We start from the raw sequence: 19,002 nt of genomic DNA, 5'->3' as shown, positions 1-19,002 counted from the left end.
CTAGATCCGGTCCTGTTCCTCCTCGCTCGGGATCGTCCGGCACGCATCACCGAGTTCGTCGTCGTGGATCAACCCCGCGATCGCCTCGATCATGGCCGTGATGCCCGGTCGCGGAATGATGACCAGGTCAGTCGACCAGAAGTAGCCGCCGCCGGCATTCTCGCGGGTGGCAGCCCAGCGGCGCAGCACCGCGTCGATGGCGCCGAGGGTCATGAGGGACACGTAGTAGGTCGGGCCGCCGGTGACGGTGACGTAGATGTCCTGGTCCTGAATCTGCTCGAGGTCATCGCTGCCAGGGTGGAGGAAGCGCGCAACGAACCGCTCGTGTTCCACGACCAGCCAATGCCGGTCCTTCGTGGCATCCATCTCGCGCGCCTCCCAGGTTGTCCAGCGATGGAGCTCATCCATGGCGTCGGTCAGGTCGCAGTGCCGGCGTGAGTCAAGCGCCGGGTCCGCCGGGGCGGACGGTCAGCCCCACCGGGCATCACCTGACACCGTCCGCGGCGACACCGTCGTGGACTTCGACGACGACGAGACCGTACGCGACGTCGCCGCCGAGCTCGGCCGCCGGCCCGCGGCGCCGACGTCGCCACGCTGGACGGTTTGGCCGCACCCATTGGCCTCATCCTCCTGCGATGGCCGCGCCGCCCGGAACCGGCCGCGGCCGCTGTCACCGATCGCTTCCGCGGCTGCCGGTACCTCGCGGGCGAGCACGACGCCATCGTCGCCGTGATCAGCCCCGCCGGGCGGGGAGCGGCAGCAGCCGCGCAGCGCCGAGGTGTGCGGTCAGCGTTTGCGGGCCCCGCGCGTGCGGCCGGCCGGGAGCAGCCGCGGACCCCGTGCCGATCGGGCGAGGCCGGCCAGCGCCGCGACCGCGATCAGCACGGCCGCGGGCCACCGGCCGAACCGCCAGACGCCGTCGCCGACCGCGACGGCGATGTCGGTGGGGGAGGCCGGGGCCGACCAGTACCTGACCTCGGCGACCGCGTGATAGGCGAGGTAGGCGCCGGCGGTCAGGCACAGGCCGTACACGGTGCCGGCGAGGTACTGGCGGACGCGCGGCGGGAACAGGGCCACCGCCTCGCGCAGTCCCGCCCCGGCGAACACGAGGGCGGTCAGCACCACCGTCACGCCCAGGGCGAGCGCCAGCCACAGCGTCGCGGCGGTCCAGCCGTCGGCGGCGAGGATCCGGTGGGCCAGGTACAGCACCGGGTCGTCGGCCGGGCGGGCCACCTCCACGACGAGGCCCGGCTGACCGGCCGGTGGGTCGGGGGCGGGCCGGGCGTACCAGTGGGTCAGGGCGGCGGCGCCGAGGACGGTGCCCGCCGCGGCCGCCAGCGCGTACGCGTCCGGGCCGGTCGAGCCGAGGACGTCGAGGGGGCGGCGGGTGGCCAGGCCGCGCAGGCCCGCGGCGATGACGGCGAGGCCGGCCGCGATCGCGAGCAGGGGCAGCCAGCGGTCGGCGGCGGTCAGGACGTGGCGGAAGGCGCCGTGCCCGGGCTCGCCGATGCGGCCGGACGCGCCGCTGTTGACCATGGCCGCGCTGGTGAGGACCACCAGCAGGGCGGCGCTTGCCGTGGCGGCCAGGGCGAGCAGTCGTCCCGTCGGCGGCGGGCCGGTCCGCAGGGGTACGGCCGCCGCGGTGACCGGCAACGCCAGCATCGCCACGAACGCGAGGCCGGTCAGGAAGCCGGCCGGGCCCAGTGGCGTGCGCAGTCCGGTGCCCAGCGCCTCGGCGCCGGCGGCGGTGGCGATCGCCGGGATGACGACGACCACGAGCGCCATCGCCATCAGGATCAGGGCCGGCCGCACATAGTCCCGCGGCCTCGCCCGGGGCGCCGGAGGTGGGCTTACAGAAGCAGAAGCAGGAGCGGGAGCAAGAACGGGCGCAAGCGGCGGCGCGGGCGGTTCGGCGGTGACGGCGTGCAGGGCGCCCTCGGCGACGATGAGCTCCGGCTGTTCGATGACGACTGGGGCGAGGCCGGTGCTGCGGTGCACGACCGTGGACACCAGCGGCATCCGGCTCGCCCCGCCCACCAGGAACAGCGCCGCGGGCGGGGCGGGCAGGTCGCGCAGCGCGGTGGCGACCGCGGCGGCGGTCTCGTCGAGGACCGGGGCGGCCAGTCCGTCCAGCTCCTCGCGGCCCAGCGGCGCGTCCACGTCGAGCAGCGGCAGCCGGACGAACGTCGACGCGGTACGGGAGAGCATCTCCTTGCCGTCGCGGACGTGCTCGGCCAGGTCCAGCCAGTCGTCGCGGTGCGCCGCTTCCGTCAGCTGCTGCCAGGTTTCGGCCTGGTCGGCGTACGCGGTGCGCAGGTGCTCCACGACGGCGGCGTCGATGTCGAGGCCGCCCCGGTCGGCCAGGCCGGTGCTCGCCACGACCGCGAAGCCGTCGGCGGTGCGGGCGACCACGGTCGCGTCGAACGTGCCGGCGCCCAGGTCGTACACGACGAGGTGGGCGCCGACGGGCAGGTCGGTGCCGAGCACCGTGGCGAAGTACGCCGCCGCCGCGACCGGTTCGTCGACCACCGCCGGGCGCGGCAGACCTGCCTCGAGCGCGGCCCGGACGAGCAGCTCCCGGCGGATGCGGCCCCAGCTGACCGGGCACGTCACCGTGACCTGTTCCGGTGTACCGCCGGCGACGCGTTCGGCCTCCGCGGCGACCCTGGACAGCACGGCGGCGAACAGCTCGACGACGCCGACCTCGCGCTCGCCGAGCAGGACCGTGCCGTCGTCGATGCGCCGTTTCGGGTACGGCTCGAAGCGCTCCGGATGCCGCCGGGCCCAGTGCCGCGCGTCCCGGCCGGCCAGCAGCGGTCCGTCCGGATCGGCGTAGACGGCGGAGGGCAGCAGCGGGGAGCCGTCGAAGGTGAGCGGGCGGGTCCGTCCGTCGGGCCAGGCGAGCACGGCGACGGTGGTCGACGTGCCGAAGTCGACGCCCAGCCGGTACCCCCCGCCGATCATGCCGCCACAGTAGAGCCCGCCGCGGGGCCGGGAAGCTGTCCGATAGCTGACACGGCAATGGCCGTTACGGCGGCCGGGACGATCACCGAACGGTCGGACCGAACAGGCGAACGCGGCCGCCTGAATGCTCGGTTCGTTCTGGCTACGTCTTGCGTACGTTCTGTGCCACCAAAGCGTTTCCGCGCCGGTCCGCAGCTGCGTCAGCGAAAGGTTCGACCCCGATGCGTCTCATCCAGCGCACCAGGCTCGCCACGGCGGCCGGGCTGCTCACCGCCGCGTTGTCCACCGTCCTCGCCGCGCCGTCCGAGGCCACCGCCGCCCCCGCCGGCCCGACCGCCGGCTGCGCCATCACCGGGGTCGCCGCCGGGTCCGCGGCCGACGCCGACCGGCTGCACCAGCAGCTGCCCAAGCAGCCGGCGCACGAGCTGGCCGGCGCCCGGCTGGACGGGCAGACCGCGTGGACGGTGCCGGGCGGCCGGCCGGTGCTGGTGGTCGACTCGACGACCGGTTCGGCCCCGGTCACGGCGACGGCCTCCGTGTTCGGGCTGCGGTTCGACCTGCCCGCGGCCTCCGGAGCCGCCAAGGGGCGGTACGTCAACGCATCCCAGCCGCCGCTGTTCGGCAGCTTCACCCGCACCGTCGAGGTCACCGTGGCCGGTGCCGGCTGCCACACGACGCTGGCGCTGACGAGCGACCGCAGCGCGTACACCAGCGTCGCCGGTATCGTCGGGTTGGTGCTGGCGCTGGTCGGCGGCTTCTTCACGGTGCTGCTCGCCCGGCGCCCGGCCGGCGGCTGGGGCCGCCGCGCCCTGCTGGCCGCGCCGCTGGGCCTGCTGGCCGGCGCCGGTGAGGGACTGGTCCTGCACGAGTCCGGCGCGCTGAGCCCGTCGAGCGGGCTGATCTGGCTCGGGCCGCTCGCCGGTCTGGTGCTGGCGCTGCTGCTGCCGCTCACCCGCCGCCGCCCGCGTCCGGCCGCCGGCGCGCCGGTGGCGTTCGTCCCGCCGACGCATGTCGCGCTTGATGGCCGTACCGTCGAAGCGCTCTTCACCCAAAGCGAGACCGAGGTCGTCTATCGCGCCGTCGAGCCCGACGGCGTCACCCGGGTCCTGCTGAGGATGCCCCGGCCGGAGTGCGCCGGCGACCCGGCCGTGCTGGCCGCGCTGGCCCGCGACGCCGAGGTCATGCGCCTGCTCGACGACGAGCACTGCCTGCGCCTGCACGGGGCCGCCACGCCGCCCGTCGTGGTCACGCAGGACATCGACGGCGCCCCGCTGCGCCGCGTGCTCGCCGCCGGCACCCCGCTCACCCCGCAACAGGCCCTCACCGCGGTCGCCGGGGCGGCGAACGGGCTGATCGCCCTGCACCGCCTCGAGCTGGTCCACCGCGACGTGCGGCCCGACACCATCTACCTCGATCGTTCCGGTCGTACCGTCCTGTCGAGCTTCGGCGCCGCCCGCCCCGGCGCCGAGCCGGTGCCGGCGGCGGAGGGCTCGGCCCAGTACCTCAGCCCCGAGCAGCGCCGCGGCGAACCGCTCGACGCCCGCTCGGACCTGTTCACGCTCGGCGTCGTGCTGGTCGAGCTGCTGACCGGCCAGGTGCCGGTCGTCGCCCCGGACGCGCCGCCCGCCGCCCCGGCCGGGCTGCACCCGCAGCTGGCGGCCCTGATCGAGCGGGCCCTGGCGGTCGACCCGGCGGGGCGTCCGGCGAGCGCCGAGGCGTTCCTGGCCGAGCTGAGCGAGGCGGCCACCGCCGCCTACGGGACCGACTGGATGACGCTCGGCGCGGCCACCAGCGCGATCCTGATCCCCGGCGGGGCGCTCGCGGCGGCCGGCGCGGTCGGGGCGGGCGTCGCCACCGCGGGCACCGGGATCACCGCGCTCGGCGCCGCCGAGGTGGGCGCCGCGTCGGTACCCGTGGCCACCAGCGCCGCCGGCCTCACCGCGGTGGGCAGCGGTACCACGGCCACCGCGACGTCGACCGCCACCTCGGTGTCGAGCGGCTCGGCCGGCGGCGTCCTGCCGCTGGTCGGCGCGGCCACCGCCGTCCTGGTCGGCGTCGTGCTCGCGGTGACCCCGTCGACGCCCGCCGCCGCGTCGCAGGAGGTCATCACCCAGGAGTCGGCCCGCGTCATCCTCGTGTCCACCTGGGACGAGGCCCGCGGCGGCAGCGACACGCACATCGTCACCGACGCCCGCCCGGTGCTCTCGGTCCTGCTCGACATCCCGGGCGCGAAGGGCGGCGAGCTCAGCCAGATCGAGATCGGCGTGCCGCCGGGGCAGACCAAGTACCCGGCGTACTTCCTCGCCACCGCCCAGCTGAAGCTCGCCGACGGCAGCATCGTCTACGTGTACGCCCGGTTCACCCGCACGGCGGCCGACCAGCCCTGGATGATGTCGGAGCTGATCGAGTCGAAGATCGCCGCCAACGTGCCGAAGCCGAAGATCAATGCCGACGGCAGCCTGCCCGCGCCGCCCGAACTGGTCGCCGACCCCTCGACCCTGCCCGCCCGCTACGTCGCCTGGGGCCAGCGGGTGACCGACAGCAAGGCCCTCGGTACCGACGAGGTTCTGGCCCTGTCGAGCAGCGGCACCTCGTTCCTGGCGGGCATCCCGGGCTTCGTCGGCGCCAACGGCCAGTTCTACAACGCGCTCGTGTGGAAGCCGGCCGGTGGCCTGACCATGCAGCCGGTACTGCTCGAGGACGGCACCGTCCTGGCCCGCTTCAACGCGAGCGCCGCGCAGACGCTGTACAACTCGCCGTCCCCGGCCAGCCGCCCGTGCGTGGTCGGCACCACCACGGTCTCCGTGCAGTTCGGGTTCCCGGGCTTCCCGACCGGCAAGTACCGCGAGGTGACGGTGGACTGGGCGATCGCGGTGACGGCGCACGTGCCGGTGAAGGGCGCGGCCACGGCCAAGGTCACCATCGAGGACACGTCCCTGCCGACGAACCCTCGCAGCACGCCCTGCTGACGCCTCGCCTCCGGGCGGGCTTCTGTCACGTGGCGATGGATGGTTGCCGAAGCGGCGGCGGGGGTAACGCGTTGGGTTATGACGGAGTACGGAATCCATGCGTCGCACGAGCAGATCCCGCCCGCCGAGCTTCTGGCCGCCGTGATCGCGGCCGAGCGGCACGGTTTCGAGGCCGCCATGTGTTCCGACCACTTCGCGCCGTGGAGCAGCCGGCAGGGGCAGTCCGCGTTCGCCTGGTCGTGGCTGGGGGCGGCGCTGCAGGCCACGAATCTGTCGTTCGGTGTGGTCAACGCGCCGGGGCAGCGCTACCACCCGGCGATCGTGGCGCAGGCGATCGGGACGCTCGGTGGCATGTTCCCGGGGCGGTTCTGGGCGGCGTTGGGCAGCGGGGAGTACAGCAACGAGCACATCACCGGGGGTCCGTGGCCGCGTAAGGAGGTCCGGGAGGCGCGGCTGCTGGAGTCGGTGGAGGTGATCCGCGCGCTGCTGGCCGGTGACGAGGTGACTCGCGACGGGCTGGTCACGGTCGACCGGGCGCGGTTGTGGACCCGGCCGGCCGAGGCGCCGCCGCTGATCGGGGCTGCGGTGAGTACGAGGACCGCCGCTTGGTGCGCGGGCTGGGCTGATGGGCTGGTCACGGTCAATGCGCCGGACGAGCACCTGCGGGCAATGATCGCGGCGTACCGCGACGCGGGCGGGCGTGGGCCGGTGTGCCTGCAGGTGCATCTGAGCTGGGCCCCGACTTCGGCCGAGGCCGAGGCGATCGCGCACGATCAGTGGCGTAGCAACGTGTTCCGGCCGCCGGTGTGCTGGGACCTTGAGACGGTGGAGCAGTTCGACGTGGTCAGCGAGCACGTGACGGTCGAGCAGGTGCGCGAGGTGGTCAACGTCTCGGCCGACCTGGAGGCGCACACCTCGTGGCTGCGGGGGTATGCGTCGCTCGGCTTCGACCGGATCTATCTGCATCATGTCGGGCAGGACCTGATGCCGTTCATCGAGACCTTCGGCGCCAAGGTGCTGCCGGCTCTGCGCTGAGGCCCGTCGCGTACGTCATTCGCCGTGCTCGCCGCACTCGGCAGGACGGTGTTCGGGGCCGCCGCCCGCCGCGCTTTGCCCGCCGTCGGCCGCTGTTGTCGCGCGTTGACGGCCGAGGTCTGTGGGAGGCGCTGCCGGCGAGCCTTTGGCCGCCTCGATCGCCACCCGGGCCGATCAACCAGGCACCACCCAGTTCCGCTGCAGGGACATGGTTGTCTCGTGCCCGCGCGTAGACATGGCCCGGCCGACGCTCGGGATGCCGCGATGACCCGACCTGCATCCCGGCAGTACCGAAATCGCCGAGTGCCACGTGCCCGACGCTGCAGACCCCTCCTGGATGTGATGAGAATCGGTGTGCGTTAAGCCTGGCCAGCAGCCTTGATGATGGTGTCGGCGACCGCGGTCGAAATCTTGTCTATTGACGACGGCAGGTGGGTGAGATTCGTCGCGTCGGCGCCGCCGCCGAGCAGGTAGAAGTGCACCGAAGGATACTTCTTGGCGTCTTCCCGGATTGCCGCAACTGGCTTGTCGCCGGCAGCGAAGACAAGATTACATCGGCCTTGTGTCATACCGGCAAGTGTCGATCTGGCATTATCCAGCGTTAACGGATCGGACACCTGCTGGAATTGTGCCTGGGCGTGGGTTTTGAGCGAGGCGCTCTGCATGCCGCGCCAGATCGGTGCGGCGTCCGGCCCTTGCGGTCCCTGGGTGTCGGTCAGCAGGCAGGCGGTGTATTCGCTGTACTGCCGCGACCGCGGCGCGTCCTGTGACTCGGGCCACACCGCCCAGGTGATGATTGCCGCGACGCCAACGACACAGGCTACGGCGGCGATCCAGACCGTACGCGGGCGACGTGCTGATATGCGGCTTGCTGGGTTCGCGCGTGCCATTGACTGAGCCTTTCTGTGGTCCGACAGCACCGTACCGGATCGCGTCACTCCGTGGGGCCCCGTCGATTTCCTGCGGCAGACGGGCCCTTCGGGCGCGTTCGGTGATCTTGGCCGACAATGTCCGATTTTCTTGAGTCAGTCTGTCCAAATTTCGACAAATTTGTATTAGTAAGGAGTGTTAACCATACAGTGCCACGTGCCCTTGTCAATGCGGATTGCAAACCATAAAGATGGCGCCCGTAAATCTGCATAAACGGGGGAGGTTGGCCGACATGAATTCGGTCATTCCTGGTCGTCGCCGTGCCCGAAAAGGCCTGACCGGCCGAATCGGGCGCCGGGTCGCTACGGTCATCGCGATCGTGCTGGTCATGGTGTCCGGCATTCCGCAGGGCCGCCCCGGTACGCAGGCCATGGCCGGCTGGCCGGTGGGTTGGCTGACCGACTGGCTCGGCCAGCCCTGGTCCTGGTCAGCGCCGCCGCTGCCCCCGACACCCCGGCAGCAGGACGGGACGGCGACCGGCGCCGCGCATTCCGTGCCCGCCGGATCGACCGACGCGCGCCGCGGCAACGGCCACGCCCCCGGCAAGGGTGCGGGGGAACTGCCCCCGTACACCCCGCACGTGCAGGCCCAGACGCAGACGGCGACGGCGCCGAAGGCGGGCAAGTTCGACAAGTCCACGTCGAAGCGGTCGGCCAAGCTGTCGGACGCCAGAACGGACGTGTTCGACAACGCCGACGGCAGCGTGACGAAGCAGATCTACCAGCGCGACGTCAACTACCGCGCCGCCGATGGCAGTTGGACCCCGATCGACACCTCGATCGCCGCCGGCTCCGGCGGGCGGTTGCGTCAGCGGGCCAACGACGTCGGCCTCGACCTCGGCCCGAAGGCCGGCGACGCGACGCTGGGCAGCCTGCAGTTCGACGCGGCGCACCGCTTCGCGTTCCGGCTTTCCGGCGCGGCGGACGTTCCGGCGACCATCGACGGCGACACGGCCACGTACAGCGGTGTGCTGCCGGGGACGGACCTGCGCCTGCGGATGATGCCCCGCGGGCTGAAGGAGACCATCGTCCTGCACTCGGCCGATGCGGCCGACACCTGGACCTTCCCGTTGGCCTTGCAGGGGCTGACCGCACGGGCGGAGCTCGACGGGTCGATCTCCCTGGTCGACGGCGCGGGTGTGGTGACCGGCACGGTGCCGGCCGGCTACATGGTCGACTCCAATGTGGACCCGCATACCGGCGACCCGGCGCGGTCCAACGCCGTGACCTACCGGCTCACCACCGTCGACGGCGCACCCGCCCTGCAGGTCAGCGTCGACACCGCGTGGCTGCAGGACCCGGCCCGGGTCTTCCCCGTCTTCGTCGACCCGACTGTTGCCCCCTCGTGGAACACCAGCTCCGACACGTACGTCGAGCCGAGCAATCCCGGCGACAACTCGCACGAGGCGACGCTGCGCGTCGGCACGTCGGACGTCGGCGGTAACGGCAACGCGCACGCCAACTCGTTCCTGAAGTTCGACGGCTTCGCCAACGGGTTCGCCAACCGGCGGGTCACCGCCGTGAAGCTGTGGCTGTTCAACATCTGGGCGTACCAGTGCAGCAGCGCCGCCGCCTTCAACGTCTACCACGTGTTCCAGAACTACAACCCGGCCTCCATCTCGTTCCCGGGCCCCGCGTGGGACAACCAGATGGGCTCCCTTTCCCAGAAGGCGACCGCGGCCACCTGCGCCAACACCGGCAAGAACCCGAATGTCGGCTCGTGGATGGGCGTCGACCTCGACGCGTCCACCTTCGACGCCTGGGTGCGCGGCGACGCGAACTATGGCGTGGCGCTCAGCGCGAGCATGACGAACGAGAACGCGTGGAAGCAGTTCGACTCCGCCGACGCCGGCGCGAACGCGCCGCACATCGACGTCACCTACGAAGACAACGTGCGCCCGGTGGTCGCGGCGCAGTACCCGCCGGACAACTACAACACCCCGACGCTCACCCCGCAGTTGGTGGCCAACGGTTCGGACCCCGACAATTGGCCGGGCACGCCGCTGCAGTACAACTTCCACATTTACACGCCGGACGCGGACAGCCATCCGGTTGAGGTCAACCAGTCGGGCTTCACGAGCGCCAGCCGCTACACCGTGCCCGCCGGCGTCCTGAGCTGGGGCAAGGTGTACTCGTGGACCGTCGAGGTCCAAGACGGCGTTGGGGCGTACTCCGACCAGTCGGCGGCGATCCACACCCTCGTCACCGGTGTCCCGCAGCCACAGATCCTTTCGAGGCTGTCGCAGAACACCAGTGGGCAGGGCTACGACGCGCGGGTCGGCAACTACACCAGCAGTGGGACGGACCTCACCGTCGCCACGCCCGGGCCGGCGCTGGCGGTGCAGCGCAATTACAACAGCTCGGACCCGCGGATCGCGGAGGCCTTCGGCGCCGGATGGGCGAGCCTGCTCGACGCGAGGGCGGCCGAACAGTACGACACGAACACGGGCGCGGTCACCACGGTCACGGTCACCTACCCCGAGGGCAGCGACGTCGCGTTCGGGCGGAACAACGACGGCAAGTTCGTCCCGCCGCAGGGCCGGTTCGCCACCTTCACACCGGTGAGCGGCGGCGGCTACACACTGATCGACAAGAACGGCACCACGTACTCGTTCACGCAGACCCTCGGCGGCGGCGCGTACGGCATCTCGTCGATCACCGACGCGGCCGGGCGGTCCGAGACGTTCGCGTACACCTCGGGGCACATCACCACGATGACCTCGAGCGCCTCCGGCCGGGCCATCCACCTCACCTGGCAGACGCCGACCGGCGCCGCGAGCCCACACGTGACGACGGCCGCGAGCGACCCGGCGACGACCGGCGACCCGAACTCAGTACAGACCTGGACGTACACCTACAGCGGGGACCAGCTCACGAAGGTCTGCCCGCCGACGTCGGCGACCGCGTGTGTCACCTATGCCTATACGACCGGGTCGCCTTACGCCCAGATGGTGCAGAACACCGCGCCGCACTCGTACTGGCGGCTGGGAGAGACGTCGGGCACGGCGGCGACCAGCACCGTGCTGGCGAACGCCGGCGCCGACAACGGCACGTACACCAACGTCACGCTCGGCGGTGCCTCTGCCCTGCCCGGCTCGACGAGCAAGACCGCCACCTTCAACGGCACGTCGTCGAGCGTCACGCTTCCGCCGGGGTTGGTGAACAACCTCGGATTCCAGACCATCAGCCTGTGGTTCAAGACGAGCACGAAGAACTCGGTGCTGTTCAGCTACCAGGGCGGCCCGATCACGTCGTCCCCGGCGACGAGCGGCTATGTGCCGGCGATGTACATCGGCCAGTCCGGCCAGCTGCGCGGCACCTTCTGGGACAACAACATCACCACGATGGCGTCGCCGGCGGGCGGGAACGTCGCCGACGGGGTGTGGCATCAGGCGGTGCTCTCCGGCGCCGGTGGCAAGCAGGCGCTGTACCTCGACGGCACCCAGGTCGACACGAAGAACGGCACCATCCAGGCGCTGGACCACCTGGCCGACAACATCTACCTGGGCGCCGGGTTCATCGGCGGCGGCTGGGCCGACAACTCACACGCCGGGAGCAACAACGCCACGCCGCTGTACTTCAACGGCTCGATGGCGGAGGTCGCGTTCTACGACCAGTGGCTCGACCCGCAGACCGTCGCCGCGCTGTACAACGCGGGACACTCGAGCACGAAGCTGCTGAGCACCATCAGCGAGCGGACCGGCAGCACGTTCGCGCAGGTCGGCTACGACAGCAGCAACGGCCGGGTCAACCAGGTGATCGACCACAACGGCGGCACGTGGCAGATCGCCGCGCCGGCGTGGGCCAAGGACGCCAACAACATGCCGATCGCGACCTCGGTCGTGACCGACCCGACGAACAAGCAGATCACCTACGTCAACGATCTCGCCAACGGCGGACGGCCGATCTCGCTCACCGACGGCCTGGGCAACACCACCACCTACGGCTATGACACCGGCGGGTTCCTGCACACCGTCACCGACGGCGCCGGTAAGACCGAGACGCAGGGCCACGACGTGCGCGGCAACCTGGTCTCCCGCACCACCTGCCAGAACCAGGCCACGAACACCTGCTCGACGCTGTACTACACGTACCTGCCGGACGACACGTCCACCGCGCTCGACCCGAATCCGCTCAACGATCTGATCTCGACCATCCGCGACGGGCGCTCGTCGTCGGCGACCGACAACGCCTACCTCACGACGATGCAGTACGACGCCAAGGGCAACGTCATCGGCGTCACCGGCCCGCCGCTTCCCGGTTATCCGAACGGCCGCAAGACGACCACGACCTACACCGACGGCACGACGGTCGCGGCCCTCGACGGCGGATTCGCCCCGCCCGGCCTCGCGACGACGGCCACCACCCCGGGCGGTTCGGTCAGCACCACCAAGTACTTCCACAACGGCGACGTCGCGCAGACCATCGACGCGTCCGGACTGGTCACCAACTACACCTACGACAACCTCGGCCGGGCCCTGACCACGACGATCACCCGGGGTTCGAACCCCGGCAGCAGTCCGGTCAGCTCCTACACCGCGTCGACGTCCACGAAGACCTACTTACCGGCCGACACCGCGACCGGGCTGACCGGTGACGACGACTACGCCCAGGTCACCCTGCCGTTCGCGTTCTCGTTCTACGGCCAGCAGTACAGCAGCGCGTGGATCTCCACGAACGGCGAGATGTCGTTCACCGACCACGGTGAGAGCGACAGCCAGGCCACGGCCTTGCCCGACGCCGCCGCGCCCAACGCCGCGATCTACCCGTTCTGGACCGACCTCATCGCCGACACCACCTCGTGGATCGCGACCAAGACCGTCGGCGCCGCACCGAACCGCCAGTTCGTCATCGAGTGGCGCGACATGCAGCTGTACGCCGACAGCACCAAACGCGTCAGCTTCGAGGTGGTCCTGAACGAGGCGAACGGTGACGTCACCACCAACTATCAAGGGCTGGACTCGGACGAACCGCTCGAGCTCGGCAGCACCGCCGGGGTCGGCGTTGAGAACGCCGACGGCACTGTCGCCACCCAGTACGCCTACTACGACACCAACCTGGCCGACAACACCGCGGTCACCTTCCATTCCGCCCAGTCGTCCGGGTCCGCGAACCTCACCACGACGTTCGTCTACGACAAAGCCAACCGGCTCGTCACCGTCACGAGCCCACCGGTACTCGACAGGGTCACCGGCGCCGTGCACACCGCTCAGGTCAACACCAGCTACACCGAATCGGGCGCGGTCCTGACCCGCACGACCGCCGACCTCACCGGCGGCGACGCGCCACGGACCCAGTCGGCGACCTACAACAGTCACGACCAGATGGCCTCGTCCACGGACGCGACCAACGCCAAGACAACGTACGGGTACGACGCCTACGGCAACGCCAACAAGATCGTCGACGCGACCGGCCAGGAGACCGACTTCCTGTACGACGCCGACGGCAAACTGCTCACCACCACCCTCGTCGGCTACACCGGTGATCCGGTCAACCCGAGTGCCGCGACCAACCTGGTGCTGACCTCGCGCGCCTACGACGGCAGCGGCCGGCTCGCGTCGGTGACCGACGCGATGGGCTGGGTCACCAGCTTCACGTACACCGACAACGGGCTCACAGCAACCGAGACCCGCACCGACCCGGTCCACGACACGTCGTACGTCAAGACGAACAACACCTACGACGCCGCCGGCAACGTCATCTCGACGAAGACCAACGACAACACCACGACCACCAGCTACACCTTCGACGCGGCCAAACGCCTGACCTCGGCAACCCTTGATCCGACCGGCGTCAACCGGACCACGACGTACGTCTACACCCCGGACGACGCCATCCTGTCGACCCGGCTCACTGACGGCACCGGGGCATCGATCAGCGGCAGCGCCTCCTACGACGTGGCGGGCCACGTCACATCGTCCACCACCTATGACGACAGCGCCGGCAGCCCCTCCGGCTGGTGGCCCTTGATCGGCGGGGAAACCGCCTACGGAGCCACCGTCGTCGACACCTCCGGCCGTCAGCAGACCGGGTACGCCACCGCCGACCTCGCCTGGTCGCCCGAGGCGACGTTCAACGGGTCCGGTGCCGCCGTCGCCACCAGCGGACCGGCCGTCAACACCACCCAGAGCTTCACGGTGTCGGCTTGGGCGAAACCCGCGAACCTGACCGGCACCCAGACAGTCGTGTCGCAGGAAGGCACCAACGGGGCCGGCTACGCCCTGAAGTACAGTTCCAGCACCGGCAAATGGTCGTTCGCGATGAGCGGCAGCGACGGCGGCACCCTCACCCAGGCCACCTCCTCCACCGGCGCGACCGCCGGGGCCTGGGTCCACCTCACCGGCGTGTTCGACGCCGCCACCGGCGCCATGACGCTGTACGTCGACGGAAGTCAGGCCGGCACCGCCACCCTCACCGGCCGGTGGAACGCCGCCGGCCCGGTCGCCATCGGCCGCGGCCACACCGCGGGCGCCGCCGCCGAATGGTTCAACGGCGCCGTGGCCAACGTGCAGGTGTATCAGCGGACGATCAGCGCGACCGAGGCCGCGACCCTGCACAGCAACGGCCGCAACGGTACTGCGCTCGCCACGAACCGGCCCACGACGCGCTACACGTACAACGACCTGGGACTCGCCGCGACCCAGACCGACCCGAACGGCAACGTCACGACGTTCGACTACGACGAGGCCGGCAAGCGGGTCGCGCTGACCGCACCGGCCGTCAACACCGAGACCAGCGGCGGCACCGCGGTCCTCGCCCATCCGGTGACGATGACCGGGTACGACACCTTCGGCAACCCGGTCGAGCAGGTCGACGCCAACGGCCGTCGCGCGGTCATTGCCTACGACGCAGAAAGCCGGCCCGTATCGAGCACGGCGCCGTCCTACACCGCCCCGGGTTCCTCGACGCCGATCGTCGCGACCAGCTACCGCACGTACACGAAGCTGGGTGAGGTCGCCACCACCACCGACCCGCTCGGCCACCAGACGACCTACGCCTACGACCAGCTCGGCAACCTCGCCACGGTCACCGGACCCGACACCGGCGTCACCCACACCACCTACGACAAGCTCGGCGATGTGCTCTCGGTGACCGACCCGACGGGCGCGGTCGCGCAGTCCACCTACGACTACCTCGGCCGGAAGGTCACCGCCACCGAGGTGGTCCGCCAACCGAGCAGTCAGGCGTACACCACCAACTACACCTACGCGGCGCCGGCCGGCCGGCTGTCGACGGTCACCACCGCCGGCAACGTCGCCACGTCCTACACCTACAACACGGTCGGCGAGACCCTGACCGTCAAGGACGGACTCAACCACACCACCGGCTACACCTACGACCTCGCCGGTCGGGTGACCCGGACCACCGCACCCGACAACACCTACACGACAGCGGCCTACGACGGTGCCGGACGGCCCGTGCGGGCGTCGGCGTACGACGCCGGCAACAACCAGCTGACGACCGCGAGCACCGCCTACGACCGCAACGGCAACATGGTGTCCTCCACCGATCCGCGGGGGCACACCACGACGTTCGCCTACGACGCCACCAACGCGCTCGTGTCGCAGGTCGAACCGGTCACCGCGACCACCTCCATCACGACCACCTACGGCTACGACGCCGCCGGCAACCGCACGCGCTACACCGACGGGCGCGGGAATCCGTTCATCACGACGTACAACAGCTGGAATCTGCCGGAATCGCTGATCGAGCCCAGCACCCCGGCCTACCCGAACCTCCCCGACCGCACCTTCACCACCGCCTACGACGCCAACGCCCGTGCCACCACCACGACGAAACCCGGCGGCGTCACCCTCACCAACGCCTACGACACCGTCGGCAACCTCACCGGCCAGACCGGCGCCGGCGCCGAGGCCACCACGACCAGCCGCACCTTCGGCTACGACCTCGACGGACGGGTCACCAGCGCCTCCGCCCCGGGCGGCACCGACACCTTCGCCTACGACGACCGCGGCCTGCTGCTGTCCACCACCGGCCCGTCCGGCGCATCCTCGTTCGGCTACAACGCCGACGGGCAGGTCACCACGCGCACGGACGCCGCCGGCACCACCGGCTACACGTACGACAGCCTCGGCCGCCTCGGGACGGTCACGAACAGCGGCACCGGCGTCAACCTCACCGTCGGCTACAACACCCTCAACCAGCTCGCATCGATCACCTACAACGGCGGCAACCAGCGCACCTTCGGCTACGACGGACTGCACCGTCTGACCTCGGACACGCTGAAGACCTCGGCGTCGGCCACGGTCGCCTCGATCGGCTACGGCTACGACAACAACAGCAACATCACGTCGAAGACCACCGCGGGCTTCGCCGGATCGGCCGCGAACACGTACACCTACGACTGGTCCGACCGGCTCACGTCCTGGAACAACGGCTTCGCCACCACCAACTACGGCTACGACGCGTCGGGCAACCGCACCCAGAACGGCGTGCGCACCTTCGCCTACGACGCTCGCGACCGGCTCACCACCGGCGGCGGCAACACCTACAGCTACACCGCCCGCGGCACCCTGAAGTCCACCGTCGCCGCCACGGGCACCACCAACACGACCTCCGACGCGTTCGACCAGGCCATCACCCAGGGCACGGCGACCCGGACCTACGACGCCCTCGGCCGCCTCGTCATCGCCGGGCTGTCCTACACCGGCGCCGGCAACACCCTCGCCGGCGACGGCACCAACAAGTACACCCGCAGCCCCGACGACAGCCTGATCGGGACGAAGACCAGCAGCGCGTCGCTGTACTCCTGGACGGACCAGCACCTCGACGTCGTCGGCCAGTTCACCGCCACCTCCACGGTGCTGAGCGGCTCCACGAACTACGACCCGCTCGGCAAGGTCACCGCCTCGAACACGCCGGCCGGGAACCTGGGCTTCCAGTCCGGCTGGACCGAGTCCTCCAGCGGCCGGGTCAACATGGCCGCCCGGTGGTACAACCCCGACACCGGCCAGTTCGACTCCCGCGACTCCGTGGCCAACAGCCCGAGCCCGAACTCCGGCGACGCCAACCCGTTCGCCTACAGCGGCAACCCGCTCGGCGACACCGACCTCACCGGCCACTACCACGACCAGGGCTCCGGACCACAGTACGAATGGACCGGCACCCACTGGATCACCGCGGGCCTCAACCTCGACCTCAGCGGCCCGGCCTGCGGACCCAACTCCTACTACTCGAACGGCAGCGGCTGCGCCGGCCACAGGCCCACGGTCCATGGCCCGAACGACGGGAAACCGACCCTCGCGCACGGCCAGCACGGCGAACAGCTCTACGAGCAGCAGTCCTGCCCACGAAACCCGGACGGCACGGCGAACTACTTCGCCAACTGCACCACCCTGATCGAGACCGACGACGGCTACGTCAGCATCGACGGGATCGTCATCAAGCGGGAGGTCCTGCAAGGCATCGACCCACGGGACATCGCCCAGCAGATCGACGAGTCGAAGAACTCGGCGCACCCCGACGAACTGGACGACGTCGCCGCCTACACCGCATCCAGGCTTGAGAAAGCGGCCCAGGACGCCGCCAACCACGAGCAGGACCTCAACGACCAGGCCAAGAAGCTGCAGTGCGACGCCAGTTGGACCTGCCGCAACGCCGGCCTTCTCGGCACCATCGCCGGCGCTGTTGTTGGCGTTATCTGCGAAACGGCTGTCACGGTCGCCTCCGGCGGTGCCTTGTCCGTTCCCGGCGCGATCGGCTGCGGCGCTCTCGGTGGCCTGGTGAGTTCGCTGAGCACGAGTTACCTGCAGGGCAAGGACATGCTCAGCAAAGAGGTCTGGATCGACGCCGCGGTCAGCGTCGGTGTCGGTGCCCTGGCTGGTGGCCTCGGCGGCGCGCTGGGCGGCGCCGCCTCCAAAGTCGGCGGCGCGCTCGCCTCGAAGATCGTCGGCAACGGCGCCTCGTCCCTCGCGGCCAAGGTCACCGCAGGGGCCATCCGCGAAGCCGTCGGCGGCGCGCTCACCGGCGGCCTCATCGGCGCAGCCTCGGGTGCGGCCGAGTACGGCTCAACCTGCGTCCGTGCTCATGACTGTTCCGCCGGCGGGTTCGCGGCCGCGGCAGGTGAGGGTGCTGTCGGTGGCGCGGTGAGCGGGGCGATAACGGGCGGCGTCCTCGGTGGGGCTCGAGCAGCTCGTGGTGCCAGAGGCTCGTCGGCGGCACCTGACGAGACGGCTGCGCCGGCGAAACGTGAAGGGTGCACAGCTCCCGGAAACAGTTTTGCTCCAGCAACGCCGGTGCTGATGGCCGATGGCAGTACGAAGGCCATCGAAGACATCAAAGTCGGAGACCGGGTCCTGAGCACGGATCCCGCCAATGATCTCACGGTGGGGGAGCCCGTCACCGATCTGCACCTGAACAAGGACACCGAGCTCACCGACCTCACCGTCCTCGCCGGGACTGGCGTGGCGGCGACCGGTGTTGTGGTGGCGGACGCCGGGCTCGCCAACGGAAGTGCCAGTGGATCTACCGCGATCGTGCACACCACCGCGCACCATCCCATCTGGGACGAGACAGCCGGTGCATGGGTCGCCGCCGGGGACCTCGTTGCGAGGCATCAGCTTCGGACACCAACCGGATCGATAACGCTCCTGGCGGTCCACAGCTATGCTGGCAGCTCGTGGATGCGGAACCTCACCGTCGCGACCGTCCACTCGTACTATGTGATAGCCGGCAATGAGCCACTCCTCGTCCACAACTGCGGTGGACCCTCTTGTACCTGTGCTGCGGAAGGATTCCCGAACTACGACAAGGCCGGAGGTTGGGTAGCCGCAATGGGGCCAGCCAGGGACTTTGCAGGGCCTGGTGAAACCCTCAACTGGGAGCACGTTGTAGAACAGACCCAGGCAGGAAAGTCTGGGTTTCCGCAAGAGTGGATTAACCATCCAGATAACATGATGCTGCTAGACAGTAAGATCAACTTTGCGAAGAACGGCTATTACTCCAAGACCTTCAATTGGACGGGTAACGAATCAATTCGGAAAATGCTCACAGGTATGCCGTTTAATCAGCAGTTTGACTTTGGAATGTATGTTATCAACACGTTGAAGACGTATGGCAAAGAGGGCCTGCCGGGGGATGTGTAG

At 70.2% G+C, this 19,002-nt stretch carries 6 protein-coding genes; 3 read left to right on the top strand and 3 right to left on the bottom strand.

Features of this window, described 5'->3' with window-relative positions:
- A complete protein-coding gene (locus ACQPZ4_RS27035; protein WP_433040890.1) occupies positions 1-408 on the bottom strand; it encodes a hypothetical protein in 408 nt (135 codons plus the stop codon).
- 378 nt (positions 409-786) lie between these two features.
- The gene (locus ACQPZ4_RS27030; RefSeq protein ID WP_433040887.1) at positions 787-2,964 is read right to left on the bottom strand and encodes an Hsp70 family protein; all 2,178 of its coding nucleotides are present in this window, start codon (positions 2,962-2,964) and stop codon (positions 787-789) included.
- A 221-nt stretch (positions 2,965-3,185) separates the two neighbouring features.
- Here ACQPZ4_RS27030 and ACQPZ4_RS27025 point away from each other — a divergent pair, with 221 nt between their 5' ends.
- Positions 3,186-5,933, top strand: a complete 2,748-nt coding sequence (locus tag ACQPZ4_RS27025) for a serine/threonine protein kinase (RefSeq protein WP_433040884.1) — start codon at positions 3,186-3,188, stop codon at positions 5,931-5,933.
- Positions 5,934-6,011: 78 nt separating this feature from the next.
- Positions 6,012-6,968 carry a TIGR03885 family FMN-dependent LLM class oxidoreductase gene (locus tag ACQPZ4_RS27020; protein ID WP_433040881.1) on the top strand — a complete coding sequence of 319 codons (957 nt, stop codon included), beginning with the start codon at positions 6,012-6,014 and terminating at the stop codon, positions 6,966-6,968.
- Positions 6,969-7,327: 359 nt separating this feature from the next.
- On the opposite strand, the gene ACQPZ4_RS27015 is transcribed toward ACQPZ4_RS27020, so the two are convergent.
- Entirely contained in the window at positions 7,328-7,858 is a 531-nt protein-coding gene (locus ACQPZ4_RS27015) for a hypothetical protein (RefSeq protein ID WP_433040878.1), read from the bottom strand.
- Positions 7,859-8,130: 272 nt separating this feature from the next.
- Here ACQPZ4_RS27015 and ACQPZ4_RS27010 point away from each other — a divergent pair, with 272 nt between their 5' ends.
- A complete protein-coding gene (locus tag ACQPZ4_RS27010; RefSeq protein ID WP_433040875.1) occupies positions 8,131-19,002 on the top strand; it encodes a LamG-like jellyroll fold domain-containing protein in 10,872 nt (3,623 codons plus the stop codon).

This window comes from Dactylosporangium sp. CS-033363, assembly GCF_050942475.1.
In the GTDB taxonomy this organism is placed as follows: Bacteria; Actinomycetota; Actinomycetes; order Mycobacteriales; family Micromonosporaceae; genus Dactylosporangium.
This window is presented reverse-complemented; position numbering and strand designations above follow the sequence as displayed.